This window comes from Sphingomonas sp. P2_B6, from assembly GCF_056404755.1.
This window is the reverse complement of sequence record NZ_JBFUDK010000019.1, coordinates 20,742-41,308: the sequence shown is the minus strand read 5'-3', so window position 1 is coordinate 41,308 and position 20,567 is coordinate 20,742. Positions and strand designations below refer to the sequence as shown.

Below are 20,567 nucleotides of genomic sequence, written 5' to 3'. Positions count from 1 at the left end.
GCGGAGTCGCAAGACGCAAAGGACGACGCGGCGGTTAAATGATGTCAGGGTGATTGCGTGTGCCGACCATCGCCCGCGATCCCGCACGGAGCAAGGCACCTCACCCGACCCATACTGGATCTGCTTGCTGATCGTCTTTGTGCGCCTCGTCATTGGGCCCGCCGCTCTCGCGGATGACAGGTCAAGGCGATGGATCAGCCGGCCTTTTCCGGAAGAATCTCTTCGACGACCATGGCCGTGGGCCCGACACAGGCGCCGGGGTCGACGACGTCCTCCTTGATATAATGGGCGTGGAACCTGCCCTTCAGCACCACATCGGCCATGTTCCGCGCCATCAGCTTCTTCTTCAGGGCCGGCGTGTAATAGATCGTCAGACATCGGTGCAGGGCACTTTTGAGATCCGTGACCTTGGCAAGGTCGGAAAACAGATCGAGATCGGCCTTCGCGCTGTATAGTACATGCCCTCCCGGGCTTATCGCCAGATAGCCTTTCACCACGACGGCGCTCCCGTCATAGTCATCTGGCCTGTCATTCAACTGGCTCGGGGTGAGCGGCGCGGCGAGCGCGGCGCTCGTACACGCCAGCAGGGATGCCAGGATGCTCTTCATCATTTGTTCCACTTCGCCGTCAAAAGCACCTGTCGCTATTCAGGTTCGACTGCTGCTCCGCCATCAACCTCCTGCTGACGTGGCCAATGGCAACGTCCCCGACATCGAACCGGGCCATATCCTGACCTACCTGTAATCCTTCCGAACATGCCGGAAAAACAACAGCGCCTACAGCCACTCTGGCGGTTGTTGCCGGTTGTAGCGATCCACCGCGATCCGCCGCGTTTCGTCGATTCCGGCGGAACCGATCCACGGGCCGGGCGTCTTCGGGGGCGAGCGGACCCCCCCTTGAGAGTTGTCGAAAATGCGCGAGAAGGCGCCGGTCGTTCCGGCTGAAGAACGTGACGAATCCTGGTACATCCTGCGGGCCGAACAGGAACTGGAACTGGCGCAACGCGCCGAGCACCCGGCGGTGGTGCACGCGCATTATCTGATCGCCGAATCCTATCTCGAACGCGCCAACGACCCGGAGGGCGGGCCGGCGGCCGAGGCCGCCTGACGCGCGTCGCGGGGGGCTCGGCCCGTCCCGCCCGACGACCAGCACAGCGAACGGAAGGAACAGGTCCGGTTGCCGGTCGTTTCCTTGCCCGAACCGGGAGAATCGGCCGTGGACCTGTCAGGCAAGGTACCGAAGATCGCCATCGCGGCGGCATGCCTTGCCGGCAGCGTTGCTGCAGGCGTCCTGGCCAGCGCCTACACCACCGCCGGCATGGATCCCTATTATACGCAACGTCAATATGAGGCACCGGGCGATATCTATCCCGGCAGCGCCTATGGATCGCGGACGGCCTTGGCCGAGCGATCGCCCGATCGTCTCGAACTGGCCGATTCCGGCCCGGCAGACAGCCCGTCCTATCCGCCGATCCCGTCACGATAAGGCATGTGGCGCCGCATCGCCTCCTGGCGCGGCCGCGCTGCCGCGTCGGCCGAGACGGCCCTCCCCGTCCCGCCGGATCGCGACAAGCTTGCCTGTACCGGCCAGGCGCTGCGATCGAGCTACGGCTGGGACGTAGATGACGAGAGCCTGGACGACCGGCTGGTCGCGCTGATGCTCGAGCTGTCGGTCGAGCCGCTCGAACCAGTCAGCTCAGGAAGACGAGCGCGCCCATCACGACCAGAATGACCAGCAGGACGGTCGCCATCGCGCCGCGGCTCAACCCGCGCTGCTCCACCACATGAAAAGGCGATTCGTCGGGGTCGAGCACCATGGCGCTTTCCTCGTTTCCACGGCATGGCAACGATGGCATGCCGCGCTTGGTTCCGGGGCTTGGTTCCGGGCGCGCGGATGCGACAGGAAAAGCCATGCGATACGGCGCGACCGACTGGGACTGGTTTTCTCGCCGAGGAACCACGGGCGATCGCCCATATCCCGTTCGTCTGTTTCGGCCCCAAGGCGACGGCGATATTCGAGCAGAAGCTGGACGAGGTTGCGCCGTCTCCGGTGCCGAGCAAAACATAGTTGGCTGGAATCACCCCTCCCCGTTCGGCCCCGGACTTGATCCGGGGTTGTCGAAGCCTTGCTCTTCTCTTCCGCAGAAGAAAGGACAGCCCTTCGACAAGCTCAGGGGGAACGGAGAGGGTAGATACCCAACTCGAACACGCGCCAGGCGCGCTCGATTTTTCGAAAAATCTCGGGAACCAGTTTTCCGCTTGGGTGTTCTTATTCCCGAAGCGGTTTCCTGTCCCCCCTCGTGCCGCTTCAGATCTAGAACGCCCCGCCAGCTCTCCCCCCCCCCCCGCTGGCGGGGTTGTTCGTCTTCAGGGACTGGGACGCCCCGCCCCGTCGCCGTGCAGCAGCGACCAGCCGGGCGGCAGATAATCCGTCGACATGTAATAATAGAAGATGCAGCTCCCGTCGGCGCGGTAGCTCGCGCCCTTGACGATGCCGAAGGCGACGGTGCCGCTGAATACCGGCGCGCCGCTGTCCCCGCCGCGGCAGACCGGGCCATTCGCCGCGACCCAGGTCGGCAGGCAGGCGCCGCCGCACAGATCGCCGGCGGGCGCGTAATCGACCAGCTCGACCTGCGAACAGCTATAGCCCGTCGTCTCGCCGCGGTGGCACACGACGTCGCCTGCGCGCGTGCTGATGCGGTTGCGCCAGGTCGTGAGCGGCCGCGCCTCGGTCTTCGCGGTGTCGGCATAGAAAAGCGGCCGAAGCGCCGCGTCGCTGACATGGACCTGCACGTCCTGGAACCCCCAGCCCCATTGGCCGATGAACTGGAGCGGCGTCTCGTGCCGCGCGCGATCGACATAGGAGAGGGTGTCGGGGCAATGCGCCGAGGTAACCACGCCGGTGCGCGCGCCGTCGGTCACGACGAAGCCGGTGGTGCAGGCGTAGCGCCGCCCGTCCACCGGGTTGATCCCCACCACGCGCGAGCCGCCGCCCACATCCATCGCGCTGTTGGCGTCGCGGCCGAGGATGCGGATGCGCACCGGCACCCCGGCCAGATCGGTCAGCTTCTGCCTGAGCGCGACCGGATCGATCGCCGCCACATCGGCGCCATTGACCATCACGACCAGCTCGCCGCTGCGCGGATCGACGCCCATGCCGGGCGGGCGCGGCAGCGCGGCGCGGATTTCAGCCTGGTGCTTCTCGATCGCCGCGACGATGCGGTCGCGCGTCGCCGGCGCGCCGGTGTGGAAGGTGATGCCGATGGTGCGCCCGCCCGCGACCACCGCCGCGTCCTCGACCGGCTGATCGCCGGTAAGCAGCACGACGATGCGATATTCGGGATGATGCTCGATCGAGATGCCGGCGAGCCGATCCTTGTAGAGCGACGCGATCCGGTCAGTCGCCGCGACGCTTTCCTGCTGCGCACGCAGGCGGAAGATCGCCTCGTCGAGCGGCACGCGGTTCTGCCGGGCATAGTCGGCCGCGTCCTGCGCCAGCGCCGCGGCCGGCGTCTCCACCGGCACGGCGGCGGGCACGAGCTGCGCCTGTGGCGCGGCGGCCGGTATCTGGGCTGGCACCTGAGCGGCGGCGGGAAAAACGGAAAGCGTGGCCAGGACGGCGGCGATGGCGGCGCGAAGGGCAGCGTGGCGCATGCTCATGATGATAATGATGCCCCAATGCACCGGCGATGAATAGCGGGGGCGATGAATAGCGGCTGCGCACGCTTGCCCGGCGCGGTGCCGCCGCTATCGTACCGATACGCCCCCTCCCGCGGAGCCTCGCCATGACCGACACGCAGATCGAGCCCGCCAGCGCCGCCCCGCCGCCGCCCGCCCGCTATGCGACCGGCGCGATCCTGCTGCACTGGGCGATCGCGGCGTGCTTCGCGGTCCAGATCGGGCTCGGCTGGCGGATGGACGGGCCGCGCGGGCCGGAGACCTTTGCGGTGTTCCAGCTGCACAAGTCGGTCGGCATCACCATCTTGCTGCTGACCCTGGTCCGGCTCGCCTGGCGCATCGCCAATCCGCCGCCGCCCTTCCCGCCGACGATGAAGGTCTGGGAAAAGCGGCTCGCCCATGCGGTGCATGTCGGCTTCTATGGGCTGCTGCTCGGCCTGCCGCTGACCGGCTGGCTGCTCGTCTCGGCGAGCAAGACGGCGATCCCGACCTATTTGTTCAGCACCATTCCCTGGCCGCATGTGCCCGGCGTGCCCGGCCTCGCGCCCGGGACCAAGGCGGGTGTCGAGGAAGCGGCGGAGATCGGCCATCATGCGCTGATCTATCTTTCCTATGCCGTGCTGTTCCTGCACGTCGCGGGCGCGCTGAAGCATCAGTTCCTCGAGCGCGGCGGCGATCTGGCGCGGATGATCCCGGTGCCCGCAAGGTCGCTCGGCGCCGCGGCGCTGGTCGCCATCGCGGGGATCATCGGGCTGACCGCCATCGCGACGCTGATCCGGCTGACCCCGCTGGCCGGGCCGGCGCCCGCCGCGACGCCCGTGCCTGTCGCCGCGGCCGTCCCGGCCGCCCTGCCCTCGCCGACCATCACGCCTGGCGCGCCGCCGACGCCCGAGCCGAGCCCGACGCCCGAAGCGACGGCGACGCCGGTCGCGCCGTCGCGCTGGACGGTGCGGCGCGCCGCCTCGTCGCTGTCGTTCGCCACGAGCTGGTCGGAGGGGCCGGTCGACGGGCGCTTCGGCAGCTGGGATGCGGTCATCCTGTTCGATCCGGCCGCGCTCGACGCGTCGTCGGTCAAGGTGACGATCGACATGACCTCGGCGAAGACCGGCGTCGCCGATACCGAAGGCGCGCTGCCCGACCCGGACTGGTTCGCCGCCGCGACGCACCCGACCGCGACCTTCGCCGCCACCAGATTCCGCCACCGCTCGGGCGACCGCTACGAGGCGATCGGCACGCTCTCGCTGCGCGGCGTATCGCGGCCGCTGACCCTGCCCTTCACCCTGACGATCGACGGCGATGTCGCGACGATGCGGGGATCGACGGTGATCGACCGCACCGTCTTCGGGGTCGGCCAGGGGGAATGGAAAGCGACCACCGATGTGAAGGCCGGGGTGACGGTGACCGTGGCGATCAAGGCCGACCGGAAACCGGGCCGATAGGCTTGCTCATGTGTACGGCAATCGCGCCGGGGAAGGCCTCCTCGCCGTCGAAACCGTAACCGAGGCTCGCATAGAGGCGCCGGTTCGCCTCCATCAGCTTGTTGGTGAAGAGCCTGATACGGGCATGGCCGGCGGAGGCCGCCAGCGCCTCGGCATGAGCAAGCAGGTGGCGGCCAAGGCCCCTGCCCTGGAAGGCCGGGGCGACGGCGACATTCTCGATCAGCAGGCAATCGGCCTCGTCGATGGTCTCGATCAGCGCGGCGAGAGTGTCGCCCAGATAGAGCAGGTCGATACGGTGATCGCGCACCGCCTGGTCGTAATCGGCGCTCATCGGCCGGGGTTCGCGGCCGATGATGGGGACCCATGGCGCATAGGCCTCGCGGACCAGCGCGCGGATGGTCGCGGCGTCCGCGGCTCCAGCGCGGCGGAGAGTGATGGGGGCGGTCATGGCGGCGATCATGTCGTGACAGGCGCGGTTGCGCCACCCACTTGCCCTTCCCCGGCGGAGGCCGGGGCCCAGTTGGGAAGGCCGTAGTAACTGGGTGGGGCGCTCATTTCCGAACCTCCCCCAACTGGACCCCGGCCTCCGCCGGGGAAGGGCAAGGGAGGGCGTTTCGGGCGACGTTGACCGACACGATAAGACCGTCGGCGCGGCCAGCGCTTGCCTGGCGCCGGTACCGCGGGAATGATCCTCGCATGACCTCCCATCGACTCGCGCTCGCCTCGATGCTTGCCGCGACCGCCCTTGCCGCGCCGGCGGCCACCCCCGCCGTGGAGCGGCTCGCCATCTCCACGCCGATGTCGGACGTGCGGCTCGCCGTCTCGCCCGATGGGCGCCACCGGTTGTGGGGCGTGGTCAATCGGGGGGCGCTCGAGATCGTCGAATCCTGGCTGGTCGGGGGGCGGTGGTCGCCACCGGTGCCGRTGCCGTTCAACAGCGCCGCGAATGATTTCGACCCGGCCTTCGCCCCCGACGGGCGCAGCGTCCTGTTCTTCTCCAACCGGGCGGGCGGCGCGGGCGGGGACGATCTGTACCGCGTCGCGTTCGACCCGCGCACGCGCCGCTATGGCACGCCGCGCGCGCTCGGCCCGATGGTCAACACGCCAGGCAAGGAATGGGCGCCCTCGCTGTCGCCGGACGGCAGGATGCTGCTCTTCTCGTCGGACCGGCCGGGCGGATCGGGCCGGCAGGATCTCTATCTCGTGCCGGTCGGACCGGGCGGCATCGGCGCGCCGGCCGGACTGGGCGCGGCGATCGAGACCGGCGAGGACGAGTTCGACGCGACCTTTGCCGGCGATTCCCGGCACATCATCTTCACGCGCGGCGATGCCGAGGGCGAAGCCGGAACGACGCTGCATCTGGCGACGCTGCGCGCGGGCGCCTGGCGGGACGATGGCCCCTTGCCGCCCGCGATCAACTGTTCGGCGGGGCTCAATATCGGGCCGTCGGTGTCGCGCGTGGGCAAGTTCCACTGGTCGGCCGCCTGCGGACCCGGCGATACGCGGCTCGACCTGTGGTCGGCGGACCTGGCGGCGGTGCTGTCCGCCATGCGAGGCGATAACCCCGACTGACGGGATCGAGAATATGGGCGCCCCCTGCGCCTCGCCCGCGCGAAACGACCGTTCGAGCGAACCACCAGGCCTTTGCCCGCGCCATCATGGCGCTGGACCGCTGAAGGCTTGGGTTTCGGCGCGGCACCGGCTGTTCTGCGGAAGAGACCGCGGTGGGAGAGCCCGATGCACGCACCTGCGATACCCGAGATACCCCGCCGCGCGACGGCAGCGCCGGCGATCTGGCGGCCGGTGATCGAGCAGGACGGCGTCGCGGCGCGGCGCGGCGCGCTGGCCACCACCGCCGGGCCGGCCGGCATCCTGCGCCACGGCGTGGCGATACCGGTCTCCCCGACCGAGGCGGCGATGCTTGGGTTGCTCGTGCGCAGGGGTCGCGCCGCTTACGCCGATATTGCCGCGACCCTGCGCGGGCTGGGCTATGGCACCGACTCCATCGAGGTCCATGTCTATCGCATCCGGCGCAGATTCGCCGCGGCGGGGGCGCCCGATCCGATCGAGACGGTGCGCGGCTGGGGGCTGCGCCTGCGGGTCGAGCCCGATGTCCGGGGATCGACGTCGCTGTGGATCTGCGGCGAGCACTGGCCGGCCGTGCCGGGGAGGGAACACGCATGACCGCGGTCGGCAGGACCATCCTGAGCGCGACCCTGATCTGCGGGATGCTCGATATCCTCTACGCGATCGTCTTTGCCGGCCTGCGCGGCACCGCCCCGATCGACGTGCTGCACAGCGTCGCGAGCGGGCCGTTCGGCGAGGGCATGAACAGCGGCGGCGTGCCGACGGCGCTGGCCGGGCTGGCGGTGCATTTCGCGATCATGGCGGTGATGGTCGGGGTGTTCGTCACCGCCGCGTGGCGCCTGCCCTTGGTCGCGGCGCATCCGCTGATCGCCGGCATCGCTTATGGCGTCGCGCTGTATCTCGTCATGTACTGGATCGTGCTGCCGCTGCGCTGGCCGGAGGCGTTCCCCAGCCTGAAGCCGCGCGGCGTGACGAGCGCGCTGTTCGCGCATATCGTCTGTGTCGGCATCCCGATGGCGATGATCACGCTGCGCGGCCTCGGCCGGGGTGTCGACCCGGTCGTCGTCACGGCCTGAGCCGGCGCCCGAGCGGCCGAACGTCGATTCCGAGGGGGTGAGCGTCAGTCGACAGGCCGGGGATGATTTGCGACACCCGGCGCGTGGACGGTCTGACCCCCAATGCCGGGCGCGAGCCCTTTTACGTCGAGGAGTCGGACGTGCGGGATGGCCGGGCGGGGGGCCGCGTCGAGACCCGGGCGGAAGCCAGGGCAAAGCTGGTGGTGACGCTTGCCATGTGGGGGGCGAGCTTCACCATCTTCACCTTTTTCGGCTATCTGGCGGGCAATCCGCACCAGCTGGCCGTGGCCGGGGTGCGCGGGCTCGTCTACGGCATCGGCATCTCGGTCTGTTATCTGATGCACCGGCTGCTGCGCCGCCTGTCGCATCGCAGTTTCCGCACCCGCGCCCTGACGCTCGCGGTCACCGCGCCGCTGGTCGCCGAGCTCTTTGCCTGGCTCAATTATTTCGCCTTTGCCGCGTTCGACGGGCGGACGCTGCGCATGATCGTGATCAGCTGGAACGATGCGGCGCATGTGCTGTCGCTCTGGTCCTGGTTCTTCATTGCCTGGACCGGGCTGTACCTGGCGATCGAATACAGTTTCGACGCGAAGGAGGAGGCGCGGCGATCGGCCGAGCTGCGCAACCTGGCGCACAATGCCAAGCTCCGCGCGCTTTCCAACCAGATCAACCCGCATTTCCTGTTCAACAGCCTCAATTCCATCTCCTCGCTGATCCTGGACGGGAAAAGCGCGGAGGCGGAGAAGATGCTGACCGGGCTGTCGACCTTCTTCCGCTCCACTTTGTCGATCGACCCGCTGATCGACGTGCCGATCGAGCATGAGTTCGACGTGCACCGCCGGTACCTGGCGATCGAGCAGATGCGTTATCCCGACCTGAGCGTCGCGATCGACCTGCCCGAGGAACTGCGCCGCGCCGCCGTGCCCGCGCTGATCCTGCAGCCGCTGGTCGAGAACGCGATCAAGCACGGCGTCGCCAAGTCGATGCCGCCGACCGCGATCCGCCTGTCGGCCGAGCGCGATGGGGAGCAGCTGGTGGTACGGGTGGGCAACAAGGGCACGGTCGGGCCCTCGACGCCGGCGCCCTGCACCAACGGCATCGGCCTGGCCAATGTGCGCGAGCGGCTGGCCGAACATTATGGGCCGGCGCAGCGCGTGTCGGTCGTGCGCGGACCGGGGGCCTATGAGGTGAGCGTCACCATTCCGTTCGAGCTGGCGCGGTGAGCGCGTTCAGCATCGTCACCGTCGACGACGAGCCGCTGGCGCTGCGCCGGCTGGAGATCGTGCTTGGCGGCATTCCCGGCGCGACATTGCTGGGATCGGCGATGAGCTGCGACGAGGCGGTATCGCTGATCGCGGAGAAACGGCCGGACATCGCGCTGCTCGACATCAGGCTGCGCGACGGGACCGGGTTCGACATTCTCGACCGGCTGCCCAGGGACGTGACGCCGGCGGTGATCTTCATCACCGCGTTCGACCATTTCGCGATCCGCGCCTTCGAGGTCTCGGCGGTCGATTATGTGCTGAAGCCGATCGACCCGCCGCGGCTGCGCGAGGCGATCGACCGGGCGCGGGCGCGGCTGGCGGCGGACAGCTCGGTCGGCCAGGTGCAGGAGATGCGCGCGATCATCGAGGATCTGCGCGCCGAGTTCCACGCCAAGGCGCGGTCGCCCTATGAGACCGAGCTGTGGATCCGCGGCGCGACCGGCAGCCTGACGCGCGTGCCGCTCGACCTGGTCGACTGGGTGAGCAGCGAGGACGATTATGTGCGGCTCCACACCGGCGCGACATCGCATCTGCTGCGCCTGTCGATCCGCGCGTTCGAGGGGCGGGTCGATCCGGCGCAGTTCATCCGGGTGCACCGGGCGGCACTGGTGCGGCTGTCGCGGATCACCGAGGTGCGGCGGACGCCGACCGGGCGGCGCGAGGTGATCCTGCAGGGCGGCACGCGGATTGCCGCGGGGCGGGTGCATGCGAAGCGGCTGCGGGAGTTGTTGCTGGAGCGGGATGGGCCTGGGGGTGTGGGGGTGGAATAGGGGTGGTCGTGAGGCGGGACGACGGGTTTCAGCCCGGTTATAGATGCCCAATGCGCTATCGCTTACGCTCAAAACAGCCATCCAATAAGATTGGAAAACTATGCTTTTCGCCGTCATTTTAGGCGTTGCTGCGAGTCTGGCGACGTCGGCGGAAGCCAGGCAATCGGAGACCGTCGTCATATCTGATATTGAGATGTCGGAATTTACGCCTCCGACGCTTCTGTATCTCGATTTCTCGACCGGGAGCTACTCAATCGTCACCCCGACGGAAGGTTGGCCCACCAACCTCCCGTCGCCGCAATCGCGCAAAGGCCGGCTCAGCGGCGAAAAACTCACTAGCGTCCGCAAGGCTTTTGATGCCGTACTCGTAAATGGGGCGTCTAATCAAAAGTGCGTTGCCGCCAATGGCAGAGGTTACGCTCTCTTCGCTCCAAGCAACTCCGGGGTACCGAAGATGTCACTTTCTGCCGGAGGCAAGCATCTATCTACTTCGTCGATATATGATTGCTGGACACCGGCGGCGCGAACTCTCCACATTATGCTTGAACAAACTTTCGACCACCAAAACCCGTAAGGACCTGCTGTGATCGGCGAATGGGGTGTAGCGACAAGGGTAGTTATGCCGAGCTTCTGCGCCAAAAGCTGCCTGTCGCCTAACCACCAATGCCGGACATTCGGGCGCTCTCATCCCAGGTCCGCCGCGCCCGAATCCCGTGGACCGCCGACGGTGAACGGACGCCCCGCTTTCCCTGTTCCTGGCCAATAACAGGGTCGGAACAGGGAAGAGATTTTTTTCTTCCCTGATATTTCCAATTTTGTTGGAGATATTTTACTTGTATCTCAACATGCTGATGGTCGTTTACGCTGTTCGCGGATAACAGGGTAAGCGTTCCGCGGAACAGGGAAGGTCCGTGCCGTTAACAGGGGCGTATCGCCTTAGCGGGGACGGATGAGGCAATGATGCCGCGACCGTCATGAGAAAGAGCGCGCCGGATTTTCGTCATTCTCCGGCCAGCCTCCATGGTGCACCGCTTCGGATCGCGATTGAATCGATCGACGAAAATTTCGAGCGGAGTGCGCGCCATTATCGGCCACGCGCGGCGACCGCGCCAGTTAGCCGGATATTACAGCGGAAAGCGGTGGATAGTTGACCTCTTTTTTCCATGTTATGTCCCCATCATGAATCGCACATGTCGGTCTTTCAAATCTGCCGTGACGGGGGCTTTCATCGTCGCGGCAACTGCTTTCGCGACGAGCGCTGCAGCCCAGCCGGTACCGGAAGCGCAGGTGGGCGACGCCTTAAGCCTCCCGTTCGGCGTCGTACCTCGAGAGATTTTCGACGTGCCATGCACAGTTGAGCCAGGGAATGCGGATGTCGCTCCTTCCCTGCGTTGCGAGCCTGCAAATATATTAGATCGGCCATCAATTGCCGTGTCTGTAGCGGACTGGAAGAGCCATCCCTCACGCGCTGAGATCATCGCGAATGTTCGAGAAGCATTTCACGAACGGCCGATGTTAAATGTTATCCGCGAAGAGAATTTCGTACCTCCGGGCGATCTGGATGCGGTAGGATTCCGGGCACTGTATCAGACGGATCTGGGCAATCGTTACGTTTGGGCGGTTTTGAGCCGAGGCAAAATGATGCGTGTTGTAGCGTTCGTATTTGCTCCGGGTGACTTCGCTGCCATGACCGCCGATATCGAATGGAAGCTTTTTGGTGTGCCGCCTCCATAGTGTTCGTTCGCAATCCGCCGGACCGCCTCCCGAACAACTCGATTGGGTCGGCTTTGAGGCGTCTCCGGCCATTCTGCGGAGCTCGGCGCAATGGCAATTGTCATGCCTTCATCGCCGAAAACTGCCCGCCCCTTGAGCACCAAGTTCGGCCGCTTACGCATCGACAGCTTCAAAGGCGGCAGCCGATCGACATCCTAGAGGCTCCGCATGCGCTCACGCGACCGAGGACGCGCGTGACGAGCGGGCAAGCCGCTACTCCACTACCTTCCATCCATCGGCGCTCTTCCCGATTTGCACCACCATGGTCTGTTTGGTCTCGGGCGCGCCCGGCAGCTTGACGGTGACGTCGACCATGCAGGCGTAGATGTCGGGCTTCGAAGTGTTGCAGAGTCCCTTTTTCGAGATCGTCGCATTGCGCGCCGCCGCGACCATCACGGCGCCTTGCGCCGGATCGTCGGTACCCGGGTTGCTGATCATCTCCTGCCGCGTCAGGTCCTCGATCTGCTTGTCGCTCGGCCCCGAAACCGCACCGCATCCCGCCAGAATCAGCGAGAGTGCCGCGCCCAACATCATTGCCCTGGCCATGGATCTTGCTCCCGTTAGAGGTTGGCCAGCTCATCTCCGCTCGGCGCGTTCATCGAACTATCGGCGGGCGATCCAGTTGCGGGCATCGGCCCGAACGCTGACATGCCTTGATACGGCGTGCCTCCGTCGCTGCGGCTTTCGGTTCATAGGCAGAGGCTGTCGTCGTTTCATTTACAGGGCTAATTTCGCCTGCCACAACGCGCTATGCCGCTTCTGATCCTGCTTCCCTTCGGCGTGTTCTTCATCTGCTGCATTTTACAGTTTTGGTATTTGAAAAAGGTGCGGGACGCCCTGATCGACCGACATCCGGCGACATTTCTCGCGGTGGAGAAGTCTTCCATCTTTCCGATGCGGGGGCTCTGGAAATTCACCGGCGGCAACCGCTACAAGCAGTTGAACGACGCGGACTTGAACCGCCATGTCCGCAACCTGAAGCGCCTGATGATCGTCGGGTTTGGTGCATGGGCAGCTTATGCCGCGGCTCTTTTTACCATGCCCTTCAGCGAACCAAGCTTGCCCCTCTCCAGCGCGAATGGATCTTACGCGAATGACTGTTGCGGCATGCTCATCCTGAAGGATGGGCAAATGACCATATCGCAACAGCAAGTCAGCTGCGTCATCGAGAGCGACAAGCAGGGGCCATATGTTTTGCCGTCGGTCTATGTCGGCGCCTCTTCCAAAGGGTTCGTGGTCCGTCGTAACGGTTCCCCGCTGAAGCTGCATCTCGACGACGAGACGCATCCAGCCAACATCGAATTGATGGACGACCGCGATGGCGGCGTGTTTTCCTTTGAGCGGCTGAACGGCAGCTAGCCGTCATCTCCTGCCTCATCTTCGGCGCTCGGGAAGCCGGCGTCACACAGCGGGCGTTCGCCACCGTTGCCGTCGAACCGAGATCGCCGATCACCGCGATGGCCAGGTCCAGGCCGGACCTTCGGCCTGGGACACGATGGTTTCGCCCATCACTTTCCGAAGCTCGATCAGGGTGCTTTGGGCGTGCCGTTCAAGCGCAGCGACCAATCGGGACGCATGCGACACGACGATGATCTGGCAGCGTTCCGACGCCTTGATCAGCAGCCGCGCGAGCGGATCGAGAAGGTCCGAATGGAGACTTGCCTCCGGTTCGTTGAGAATCATCAGCTCCGGCGGTCGAGGCGAGAGCAGGGCGGCGGCCAGCAGCAGGTAGCGCAGCGTGCCGTCCGACAGTTCGGCAGCAACCAGGGGGCGCAGAAGCCCGTGCTGTTGCATCTCCACCTCGAACCGGTCGCCGACGGAGATAGCGGCGCCGTCAAAGGCGTCAGCGATGGCGGTTTCCAGCGTATCGGCATCGCCGATTTCGATAATGGTTTGAATCGCGGCGCCAATATCCGAGCCGTCACCCGCCAGAACGGGCGTGAAGGTGCCGACCTGGGGTCGTCTGGCAGGCGCATCCCGGTCCGTGCGCAGATCGTCGTAGAAGCGCCAGGCGCGCATCCGTTCGCGCAGGAGCAGCAGTTCGAGACCATCGGACGCATCGGCGCAATGCGTCATCATGCTGTCAACGGCAGGCAGATTACTGAAGCTGTCGCGCCAAATGCCGGTGTCGCTGCTGCGAACGCGAACGAGCTGGCCGCGCCGATCGGCAACGACGTTCGCACGTCCAAGGACAGGCCCTGTCCACACCGTCTCGACCTTGATTTCCGGATCGTGGTCGAACCGCGTTCGCGACGGGATGGGCAGCCCGAGATCAATGGCGTAGCCGAAATCCTCCGACGAGAAGCCCAGCTTCAGGCTGACCGGCCCGCTTCGCCGGGTGCCCTGAACCCGCTGCGTTCCACTGCGCATCTCGCGGCTGAACTTCTCGGGGCCCGCCCAGAGCGTCGACGCCAGGCCACCTTCCACTGCCAGGGAGGCGATGGCCCGACCCTGAACCACGTCGGAAAGCAGTTTGAGGGCTCGATACAGGCTCGATTTCCCGCTTCCATTCGCACCGGTGATGACGTTGAGCTGCCCCAATGAGAGCGTCACCTCGCGCAGGGAGCGATATCCGGACACGGCAAGGCAGGTAATCATGCCGCCGGTGTTAGCCGGCAAGGGGGCCGCTTTCCACCTTCGCGGCGGGTAAGGCGCCGGGGCGCGAACGCCCCACTTTCAGACCTTCCGTGCTAAGAGGATATTAGCAACGACGAAGTTGGACCAATCAATATTGCGAGTAAGTTATGAGCAGTTGGTGGTGGATGATTCCGGTTGGTGCTTTCATGCTCTGGTGCGTGATCCAGTTCTTTCGAGGCGGCGGGCCGCCGTCCGACAAGGATGAAAGCAGCACATCAGGGTATGATGTGGCCAGTCTCGACTAATGTCGTGCGGTTCAGTCAGCTTGACCAAATGGCCGCTTTCCACCACTCCCGGTCGTTGGCGCCATGAACGGGCGTAACAGAAAGCAACCGGGCACCTCACGACCGAAAGAGCCGACATTCAGGGTTTTGGCTGTCTTACTCCGGCGTACCAGAAGGTCGTGGCCGACAGCGATGCAATAGCTGCAAAGATCAGCGTCCATTTTATGGTGACGCCGCGATTCATGTACAAGCTGAACGGGTTGACGTCTGGGCCCGGGGTCGGGTCCAACTGTAGCCAAGCCGCAATCGCCCCAGCGAAGAGAACGAAGGGCAGAACGGCAAGGCTCAGATAGTAGATCAAGCCCGTTTTCTGGAAACGCCGCAACACTAGGTGGGTGGGAGCTCCGAAAAAGACAGTAGCGACGTAGCTGAGTAGAGCGAGTGCCACCATGGCGAAGAAAACGCCTGCGTATCCCGCGTCTCCCGTATCCCCGACCAGTTCATTTACGCCAACCGCCAATAGCAGCGGAACCAGCCAAGGCAGCGGGGCCAGCGCAAAGGCCCTCATCTCTCGCTCGCCCATCGTTTTTCCCCGTCGTTATCGGACCTCAGGTCAACCTATATCGCTCAATGTCAGCTAACCACCCATGATCCAGAAGGGGACTACTACGCCGTCCCCTCCTCCACCCCGATCCGGTCGTAGAAGGTGTCGAAGTCAGGCGCGATGACTTCTACGCTGTCGCCACCCGCCACCATGTCAATCATGACGATGGGCCACGGCGCTCCGCTACGGATGTCGAATGCGACATACTCGCCGCCGCCATTACCGCCGATGATGAGAAAGCCCTGCAAGTCCGCTTGCCCGTAGTTCGCGCTCCCGATTGTTTCCGCGACCGTTCCTGCGGAATCCAAGCACAGATTATAAGGCTTGCTTGGCAGCGGACCTTCGCCGCCGTTGCTAAACGCGAGCAGGTCGAGATAACGCTCAGGTAGATCATGAGGCGCAACCGCCCGAAGACGTGACAGCTCTTCTGCTGCCGCTCCATCCACCGTAAACCAGTCTCGACCTTCGAGCATTGATCGGCCCCGTCCTATGCCGACACATGATCGTCTGATTTTCGCCCACCTGCAACCGGAAGCCGACGGTCGCATAACCACCAACGCCGAACGTTCTTGCCGCGAAGGGAAGAGCAGGGCTTCGACAAGCTCAGCCCGAACGGGGAGAGGTGGTTCCAGCCAACCCGTTTTCGCCGTCAGGCACTCCCTCAGCGCGTCTCTCTCCTCACCTCCCCGGATCATAGGTAATCGCCGCCGTCCCGTCCGCGCGCACGGGCAGGAACAGGCCCTGGCCGGTCACCTTGATCTCACCGTGCGTCACGTCGGTCACATTGGCCGCGAGGGTGAAATCGCCCTCGCGGCGACTGGCGATCGCCTTGCGCGCGGCCTGCAGGACATGGGTATAGTCCTTCACGAAATCGTGGGCGAGCGCGTCGCGGATTTCGGCCACGACCTGGGGATCGAGGAACAGGTTGAGGAGCAGGTTGACTGCCTCGCGATCGGTCTGCCCCGCAATGGCAAGGTCGCGGACATGGACGAGTTGCGAGCCCGGCGCGTTATAGGGCACGCCGGTGAGCCAGACCACGCCGTGCGTCTTCGTCAGGGCGCTGCCCTTCACCGCGACCTGAGCCCTGATGCCCACCGCGATGCGGCCGCCGCTGGTGGCGTAGACGGTGACCTTGTCGAACGTCGCGTCGACCGGGCCGACCCCTGACAGGACGATGCCCCTGGCGGCGCGTTTGCGCAGTGCGCGCAGGACGACGGGTTCGAGCTGGGCGTAATCGGCCAGCACCGGCACGAAGAAGCGCAGCCCGTCCCTGCCCAGCTTGCCCGCCGGCGGCGGCAGCGCGGTCGGCACCGGATCGGGCGGGCGGTTGCCGATGAAGGTCTCGGTCAGCGCCTCGGCCGCGAGCGATAGTTCCAGGCGGCCGTTCCGGATGCGGTAGCCGCCGAAGCCGAGCCGCTGCGGCGTGATGCGCATCCAGGCGGGCGGCTTGTCGCGGTTGAGCTCGATCGAGGTAAAGGCCTGGCGCCAGATCACCTCGAGCCGTTCGCGGGTGCGGATCTTTGCCAGTTCCCTGGGCAGGTCGCGCTCGAGCCCGGCGACCACGCCCTGCAGCTTGCGGTCGGCCTTTTCGACGAGCTTGATGCGCTGGCCGAGGAAATCGATGCCGGGCGGCTCGGTCCAGTCATAGTCGATGCTGACCTTCGCGGTCGGTTGCCAGGCGCGGTCGAGGCCCAGGGTGACGACCGCGCGGACCTCGGCGGCGCCCGTCGCCGTCTCGCGCTTGATGATGCCGCCGATCCGTTCCGCGCTGATCGTCGCGGAGACGGGCAGGGTCGCGATCAGCCGGTTGCCGCTGCCCGACAGGCGGATGCGGCCGCGCACGGCCTCGCCGACGATGCGGCAGGCGATGCGGGGCAGGACCTTGGCGCGGATGCCGAGCAGTTCGACGCGCTTGGCCGGCACGCAGGTCGCGCCGGGGCGGTCGATGTGCCAGAGCGCACGCGGCACGCGCTCGTTCAGCCCCGCCTCGATCTCCGCCAGCGGCACGCCGATCGGCACGACGATGGTCGAGGTCTGAATGGGGAAATCGGCTGTCGATTCATCGCGCGGCGGCGCGAGGTTGCCGGCGTCCTTGCGCGCGCACCCCGTGAGCAGGAGGGCGGCGAGCAGGAGAGCAGCCAGCAGGAGGGTGGGGCAGATCATCCCGGTAGGTGCGGCGCGCATCATCTTCCCCTGGCCTGTTCCGGCCGTGCGATGATACCCCAGTGGCAATCACAAGACGATAATCGTTCGGGCGGGGATTGTATCCGCGCGCTGGTTTCCGGGACCGATTGAGCTTCGCGTCAGCAAAGAGGATTTGCGCAGAGGCGCCGAGCATGCGGAGGTCGTGCTGGTCCAGTGTCCTGAATCTGAAGGTCGTTCCTTTGCAAATCTGCCGTCATGCTGAACTCGTTTCAGCATCCAACGCTCCACCAGCGGCGGCATTGGTTGTTGCACATTGGATGCTGAAACGAGTTCAGCATGACGGAGTTAAACTATTCAGTTCCAGGCCATCAGAAACTGACCTTCACCCCGGCGCGGAACTGGCGGCCGAGGATGCCGTTGCCGGCCTGGACCGGGTTGTAGTTGAACGCGCCGTAGGTCACCGGATCGACCGAGGGCAGCGTATCGAGCAGGTTGATGACGTTGATGTAGAAGGTGAAATGGTCGTTCACCCGCACGCTGCCGACCGCATCGACGGTGATGTAGCGGCCGACGTCGCACGGCGTGAAGCCGTTCGACAGGCCGCAATCGCCGGAAACGCCGCCCTGGTCCTCCGCCGACAGATTATAGCCGCTGACATAATTGGCGGTGGCGCTGATCGTGAAGGGATCGACCTGCAGCGTGTTCTGCCAGCTGCCGCGCCATTCGGGCGTGCCCGACCCGGCCGTCAGCACGAAATTGCCGAGCGTACCTTCATAGCTTTCCGTCGTGCCGTCGGCGAAGGTGGTGCTGAGGTTGATGATATAGCTCGCCTCGAGCGACGAGCTGAACTTCACCCTGTCGCTGAACCGGTGGGAATACATCGCCGAGACATCGATACCCTCCGACCTGATCGTGTCGGAATTGATCAGGCTGGTCGTCACGAAGGCGATGCGCGGGATGGCATTGGGGTGGAACGGATCGGGCGCGTCGGCGATGACGGTGTAGGCGGCGGGGATCGGCTGGCCCAGCAGATAGGCATTGATCGCCGGCTGATAGGGCGGCGTGGTGATCGCCCCGGTCTTCCTGATGTTGAAATAATCGACCGTGAAGGTCAGGTCCGGGATCGGCTGGAACACCGCGCCGAAGGTGAAGCTGCGCGATTTCTCCGGCTTCAGATCGGGCGTGGCGAGCGTCGTCTGGCCGACCGCCGCCGCGCTCAGATAATTCGGGCAGGCAGTCGAGGTGGCGCGGGTGCAGCCATATTGCTGGAGGAAGGAATCCGGCGCGCCGGCAATGCTGAACGGCACGAAGCCGGTGGTCGGCAACGCGTTCGCCTCGGCAAAGCTCGGGATGCGGAACCCCTTCGAATAGGTGCCGCGGATCGCCAGCTGCTTGAACGGCGTGAACTTCACCCCGATCTTCGGCGAAAAGGCGTTCTGGCCGCTCGAATATTTGTCGTAGCGGCCGGACAGATTGGCCTCGACCATGTCGAGGATCGGCGCATTGAGCTCGCCGAACGCCGAATAGACCTTGCGCGTGCCGGTGGTACCGAAGGCGTTCAGGGTGAAGAAACGCTGGGTCGGCCCGTTATAATCGCCATTGCCGCTGGGCGCGTCGATCGCCTCGTAGCGGATCGACGCGCCGAGCCCGAGCTGGAGCGGACCGCCGGGCAACTCCATCAGCGCCGTGCCGATGACCGCCTGGAGCTGGTAGAGATCGGACGAGGAATCGGCGATGCCTTGCGGCGAGAGATAGTCGCGGATCGCCTGGCTGTTCTGCTGCGGGTTGACGAAATTATAGCTGCCATCGGCGATCACATCGAGCAGGTGCTGGATATAGACGAAGCCGTTGGTGGTGCGGCGCAGATCGTTGTGCATCGCCGTCGCGTCGATGGTGTAGGTCCAGCTGTCGAACATCGTGCCGTTGATGCCGATCGCGGCGCGGTAGACGCGGCTGCGCGTGGCGTTCTGCGTCAGCGTGTCGCCGATCCGGCCGCTGAGCAGCACCGCCTGGCCCTGCGCCGCGAGCGGATTGTTCGGGTTGAGGCGGCGGTCGGCGGCGGTGGCGCAATTGACCCGCGCGGCGCAGACATAGACCGGCAGGGTGAGCGGGCCCGATCCCGGCGCGTTGGCCGGGCTGTTGCTGACGGTCGAGAAGCGCCGGTAGAGGATGCCGGCATTGGCGTTGGCGCGGATCGCGGGGGGCAGGCCCGTGAAGAAGGTCGAGCTCTGCTGGAAGTTGAACAGCGCATAGGCCTCGGCCGAATCGCCGATCTTCGCGGTGAAGCGCGCCGAGCCGCCGAAGCGTTCGATATCCGGAGACACCACGCCGTAGCGATTGGCCTGGTCTTCCTGGCACAGGACGGTCGGGTTGGTCGCATTGGCGGCGAGATCCGCCGCGGTCAGCCGGTAGGTCGCGCCATAGGAACAGCCGCGTGCCGGATTGAGCAGCTGGAACCGCCCGACCGGCGCGTTGTTGGCGTCGAGCGCGCGGATGTAGAAATCGCTGGTCGGCGTGAAATTGCCCGGCAGCCCGGCCGCGTTCAGCCCGTTGAGCACGAGATTGGGCCCGCACGTCCCGTTGAAGCAGATACCGCGGGCATCGTCCGAGTTGAACGGCGCCGGCAGGTCGTGGTTGAACACGGCCTTGCTGTGCACATAGAAGCCGCTGACATAGGCGTTATAGCCTTTCTCATCGAGATCGCCGGTGCCGGCGGTGAGCGTCAGGCGCTGGTTCGCGCCGACGCCATCCTGGCTGATGCCGGCCTCCGCCCGGGCGCTGATGCCCGTGAATTTGCGCTTGGTGATGATGTTGACCACGCCGGCGATCGCATCCGCGCCATAGCTTGACGAGGCGCCGTCGCGCAGCACCTCGATCCGGTCGACGATGTCGTCGGGGATGGTGTTGAGATCGACGAAGTTGCGCGTGCCGTCATCCGCCAGCGGGAAATAGGCGGCGCGCAGGCCGTCGAACAGCACCAGGGTCGAGCTGGTCGACAGGCCGCGCAGCGACACCGCCGAGGCGCCGCCGGCGAACGCGCCGTTCGCGGTGAAGCTGTTGGTCAGCGCCGGACCGTTGTTCGACGAGAGCTGCTGGATCGCATCCTGCACGGTCGAGATGCCGCGCCGGTCGAGATCGACGGTGCTCAGCACCGTGACGGGCGACGGCGTCTCCGCGTCGGTGCGGCGGAACAGCGAGCCGGTGACGACGATGTCGTTCTGCGCCGGCGCCTCGGCGGCCTGCGGTTCGGGCGCGAGTCCGGGCGTCTGCGCCTGATCCTGCGCCATGGCTGGGCTGCCCGCACTGGTCAGCGCGATGGCGGTAGCGAGCAGGCGAGCGCGTAGAGTGCGTATCATGGAAATGGCCCCTT

General features: G+C 65.6%; 20 protein-coding genes. 10 read left to right on the top strand and 10 right to left on the bottom strand.

Features of this window, described 5'->3' with window-relative positions; all coding sequences use genetic code 11:
* Positions 1-194: 194 nt before the first annotated feature.
* Positions 195-611: a hypothetical protein gene (locus AC1DX5_RS20920; protein WP_465174699.1), complete on the bottom strand. Its 417-nt coding sequence runs from the start codon at positions 609-611 to the stop codon at positions 195-197.
* A gap of 301 nt (positions 612-912) precedes the next feature.
* On the opposite strand from AC1DX5_RS20920, the gene AC1DX5_RS20915 reads away from it, so the two are divergent.
* Positions 913-1,107, top strand: a complete 195-nt coding sequence (locus tag AC1DX5_RS20915) for a hypothetical protein (RefSeq protein ID WP_465170480.1) — start codon at positions 913-915, stop codon at positions 1,105-1,107.
* A 108-nt stretch (positions 1,108-1,215) separates the two neighbouring features.
* A complete protein-coding gene (locus AC1DX5_RS20910) occupies positions 1,216-1,485 on the top strand; it encodes a hypothetical protein (RefSeq protein WP_465170481.1) in 270 nt (89 codons plus the stop codon).
* Between the two features lie 205 nt (positions 1,486-1,690).
* Here AC1DX5_RS20910 and AC1DX5_RS20905 read toward each other — a convergent pair whose 3' ends face one another.
* Together AC1DX5_RS20905 and AC1DX5_RS20900 are read right to left on the bottom strand one after the other, a co-directional pair.
* On the bottom strand, positions 1,691-1,816 hold the full coding sequence (locus tag AC1DX5_RS20905) for a hypothetical protein (protein WP_465170483.1): 126 nt from the start codon (positions 1,814-1,816) through the stop codon (positions 1,691-1,693).
* Between the two features lie 550 nt (positions 1,817-2,366).
* Positions 2,367-3,659, bottom strand: a complete 1,293-nt coding sequence (locus tag AC1DX5_RS20900; protein WP_478017228.1) for a chymotrypsin family serine protease — start codon at positions 3,657-3,659, stop codon at positions 2,367-2,369.
* 125 nt (positions 3,660-3,784) lie between these two features.
* On the opposite strand from AC1DX5_RS20900, the gene AC1DX5_RS20895 reads away from it, so the two are divergent.
* Entirely contained in the window at positions 3,785-5,116 is a 1,332-nt protein-coding gene (locus AC1DX5_RS20895) for a YceI family protein (protein ID WP_478017227.1), read from the top strand.
* On the opposite strand, the gene AC1DX5_RS20890 is transcribed toward AC1DX5_RS20895, so the two are convergent.
* A complete protein-coding gene (locus AC1DX5_RS20890) occupies positions 5,088-5,564 on the bottom strand; it encodes a GNAT family N-acetyltransferase (protein ID WP_478017226.1) in 477 nt (158 codons plus the stop codon). The genes AC1DX5_RS20895 and AC1DX5_RS20890 overlap by 29 nt on opposite strands.
* Positions 5,565-5,812: 248 nt before the next feature.
* On the opposite strand from AC1DX5_RS20890, the gene AC1DX5_RS20885 reads away from it, so the two are divergent.
* The 6 genes from AC1DX5_RS20885 to AC1DX5_RS20860 all read left to right on the top strand — a co-directional run bounded on the left by AC1DX5_RS20885 (position 5,813) and on the right by AC1DX5_RS20860 (position 11,548).
* The gene (locus AC1DX5_RS20885) at positions 5,813-6,688 is read left to right on the top strand and encodes a TolB family protein (protein WP_478017225.1); all 876 of its coding nucleotides are present in this window, start codon (positions 5,813-5,815) and stop codon (positions 6,686-6,688) included.
* Positions 6,689-6,853: 165 nt separating this feature from the next.
* On the top strand, positions 6,854-7,300 hold the full coding sequence (locus tag AC1DX5_RS20880; RefSeq protein ID WP_478017224.1) for a helix-turn-helix domain-containing protein: 447 nt from the start codon (positions 6,854-6,856) through the stop codon (positions 7,298-7,300).
* Positions 7,297-7,779 (top strand): hypothetical protein, encoded by a 483-nt coding sequence (locus tag AC1DX5_RS20875; RefSeq protein WP_478017223.1) that lies wholly within the window; start codon positions 7,297-7,299, stop codon positions 7,777-7,779. Before AC1DX5_RS20880 ends, AC1DX5_RS20875 begins: the two co-directional genes overlap by 4 nt.
* Before the next feature lie 83 nt (positions 7,780-7,862).
* Entirely contained in the window at positions 7,863-9,002 is a 1,140-nt protein-coding gene (locus AC1DX5_RS20870) for a sensor histidine kinase (RefSeq protein ID WP_478017222.1), read from the top strand.
* The gene (locus AC1DX5_RS20865) at positions 8,999-9,814 is read left to right on the top strand and encodes a LytR/AlgR family response regulator transcription factor (protein WP_465170491.1); all 816 of its coding nucleotides are present in this window, start codon (positions 8,999-9,001) and stop codon (positions 9,812-9,814) included. The genes AC1DX5_RS20870 and AC1DX5_RS20865 overlap by 4 nt, the downstream gene beginning before the upstream one ends.
* Before the next feature lie 1,020 nt (positions 9,815-10,834).
* Positions 10,835-11,548, top strand: coding sequence for a hypothetical protein (locus tag AC1DX5_RS20860; RefSeq protein ID WP_478017221.1), 714 nt, complete (start codon positions 10,835-10,837; stop codon positions 11,546-11,548).
* A 252-nt stretch (positions 11,549-11,800) separates the two neighbouring features.
* Here AC1DX5_RS20860 and AC1DX5_RS20855 read toward each other — a convergent pair whose 3' ends face one another.
* Positions 11,801-12,133: a hypothetical protein gene (locus tag AC1DX5_RS20855; protein WP_478017220.1), complete on the bottom strand. Its 333-nt coding sequence runs from the start codon at positions 12,131-12,133 to the stop codon at positions 11,801-11,803.
* A gap of 204 nt (positions 12,134-12,337) precedes the next feature.
* On the opposite strand from AC1DX5_RS20855, the gene AC1DX5_RS20850 reads away from it, so the two are divergent.
* Entirely contained in the window at positions 12,338-12,946 is a 609-nt protein-coding gene (locus tag AC1DX5_RS20850; RefSeq protein WP_478017219.1) for a hypothetical protein, read from the top strand.
* A 90-nt stretch (positions 12,947-13,036) separates the two neighbouring features.
* On the opposite strand, the gene AC1DX5_RS20845 is transcribed toward AC1DX5_RS20850, so the two are convergent.
* The 5 genes from AC1DX5_RS20845 to AC1DX5_RS20825 all read right to left on the bottom strand — a co-directional run bounded on the left by AC1DX5_RS20845 (position 13,037) and on the right by AC1DX5_RS20825 (position 20,553).
* Positions 13,037-14,206, bottom strand: a complete 1,170-nt coding sequence (locus tag AC1DX5_RS20845; RefSeq protein WP_478017218.1) for an AAA family ATPase — start codon at positions 14,204-14,206, stop codon at positions 13,037-13,039.
* A gap of 381 nt (positions 14,207-14,587) precedes the next feature.
* Positions 14,588-15,031: a hypothetical protein gene (locus tag AC1DX5_RS20840; protein WP_465174712.1), complete on the bottom strand. Its 444-nt coding sequence runs from the start codon at positions 15,029-15,031 to the stop codon at positions 14,588-14,590.
* An 83-nt stretch (positions 15,032-15,114) separates the two neighbouring features.
* Positions 15,115-15,525 carry an SMI1/KNR4 family protein gene (locus tag AC1DX5_RS20835; RefSeq protein WP_478017217.1) on the bottom strand — a complete coding sequence of 137 codons (411 nt, stop codon included), beginning with the start codon at positions 15,523-15,525 and terminating at the stop codon, positions 15,115-15,117.
* Positions 15,526-15,730: 205 nt separating this feature from the next.
* Complete coding sequence (locus AC1DX5_RS20830; RefSeq protein WP_478017216.1) at positions 15,731-17,239, bottom strand: DUF4403 family protein; 1,509 nt, start codon at positions 17,237-17,239, stop codon at positions 15,731-15,733.
* 326 nt (positions 17,240-17,565) lie between these two features.
* Positions 17,566-20,553 carry a TonB-dependent receptor domain-containing protein gene (locus tag AC1DX5_RS20825; protein WP_478017215.1) on the bottom strand — a complete coding sequence of 996 codons (2,988 nt, stop codon included), beginning with the start codon at positions 20,551-20,553 and terminating at the stop codon, positions 17,566-17,568.
* Positions 20,554-20,567: the final 14 nt, after the last annotated feature.

Bases quoted from the DNA above. Each gene is read 5' to 3' on its own strand.
- AC1DX5_RS20920 (WP_465174699.1), bottom strand. From the start codon at position 611: ATGATGAAGAGCATCCTGGCATCCCTGCTGGCGTGTACGAGCGCCGCG.
- AC1DX5_RS20895 (WP_478017227.1), top strand. From the start codon at position 3,785: ATGACCGACACGCAGATCGAGCCCGCCAGCGCCGCCCCGCCGCCGCCC.
- AC1DX5_RS20830 (WP_478017216.1), bottom strand. From the start codon at position 17,239: ATGATGCGCGCCGCACCTACCGGGATGATCTGCCCCACCCTCCTGCTG.
- AC1DX5_RS20890 (WP_478017226.1), bottom strand. From the start codon at position 5,564: ATGACCGCCCCCATCACTCTCCGCCGCGCTGGAGCCGCGGACGCCGCG.
- AC1DX5_RS20855 (WP_478017220.1), bottom strand. From the start codon at position 12,133: ATGGCCAGGGCAATGATGTTGGGCGCGGCACTCTCGCTGATTCTGGCG.
- AC1DX5_RS20905 (WP_465170483.1), bottom strand. From the start codon at position 1,816: ATGGTGCTCGACCCCGACGAATCGCCTTTTCATGTGGTGGAGCAGCGC.
- AC1DX5_RS20880 (WP_478017224.1), top strand. From the start codon at position 6,854: ATGCACGCACCTGCGATACCCGAGATACCCCGCCGCGCGACGGCAGCG.
- AC1DX5_RS20860 (WP_478017221.1), top strand. From the start codon at position 10,835: ATGGTGCACCGCTTCGGATCGCGATTGAATCGATCGACGAAAATTTCG.
- AC1DX5_RS20850 (WP_478017219.1), top strand. From the start codon at position 12,338: ATGCCGCTTCTGATCCTGCTTCCCTTCGGCGTGTTCTTCATCTGCTGC.
- AC1DX5_RS20875 (WP_478017223.1), top strand. From the start codon at position 7,297: ATGACCGCGGTCGGCAGGACCATCCTGAGCGCGACCCTGATCTGCGGG.
- AC1DX5_RS20900 (WP_478017228.1), bottom strand. From the start codon at position 3,659: ATGAGCATGCGCCACGCTGCCCTTCGCGCCGCCATCGCCGCCGTCCTG.
- AC1DX5_RS20840 (WP_465174712.1), bottom strand. From the start codon at position 15,031: ATGGGCGAGCGAGAGATGAGGGCCTTTGCGCTGGCCCCGCTGCCTTGG.
- AC1DX5_RS20915 (WP_465170480.1), top strand. From the start codon at position 913: ATGCGCGAGAAGGCGCCGGTCGTTCCGGCTGAAGAACGTGACGAATCC.
- AC1DX5_RS20825 (WP_478017215.1), bottom strand. From the start codon at position 20,553: ATGATACGCACTCTACGCGCTCGCCTGCTCGCTACCGCCATCGCGCTG.
- AC1DX5_RS20835 (WP_478017217.1), bottom strand. From the start codon at position 15,525: ATGCTCGAAGGTCGAGACTGGTTTACGGTGGATGGAGCGGCAGCAGAA.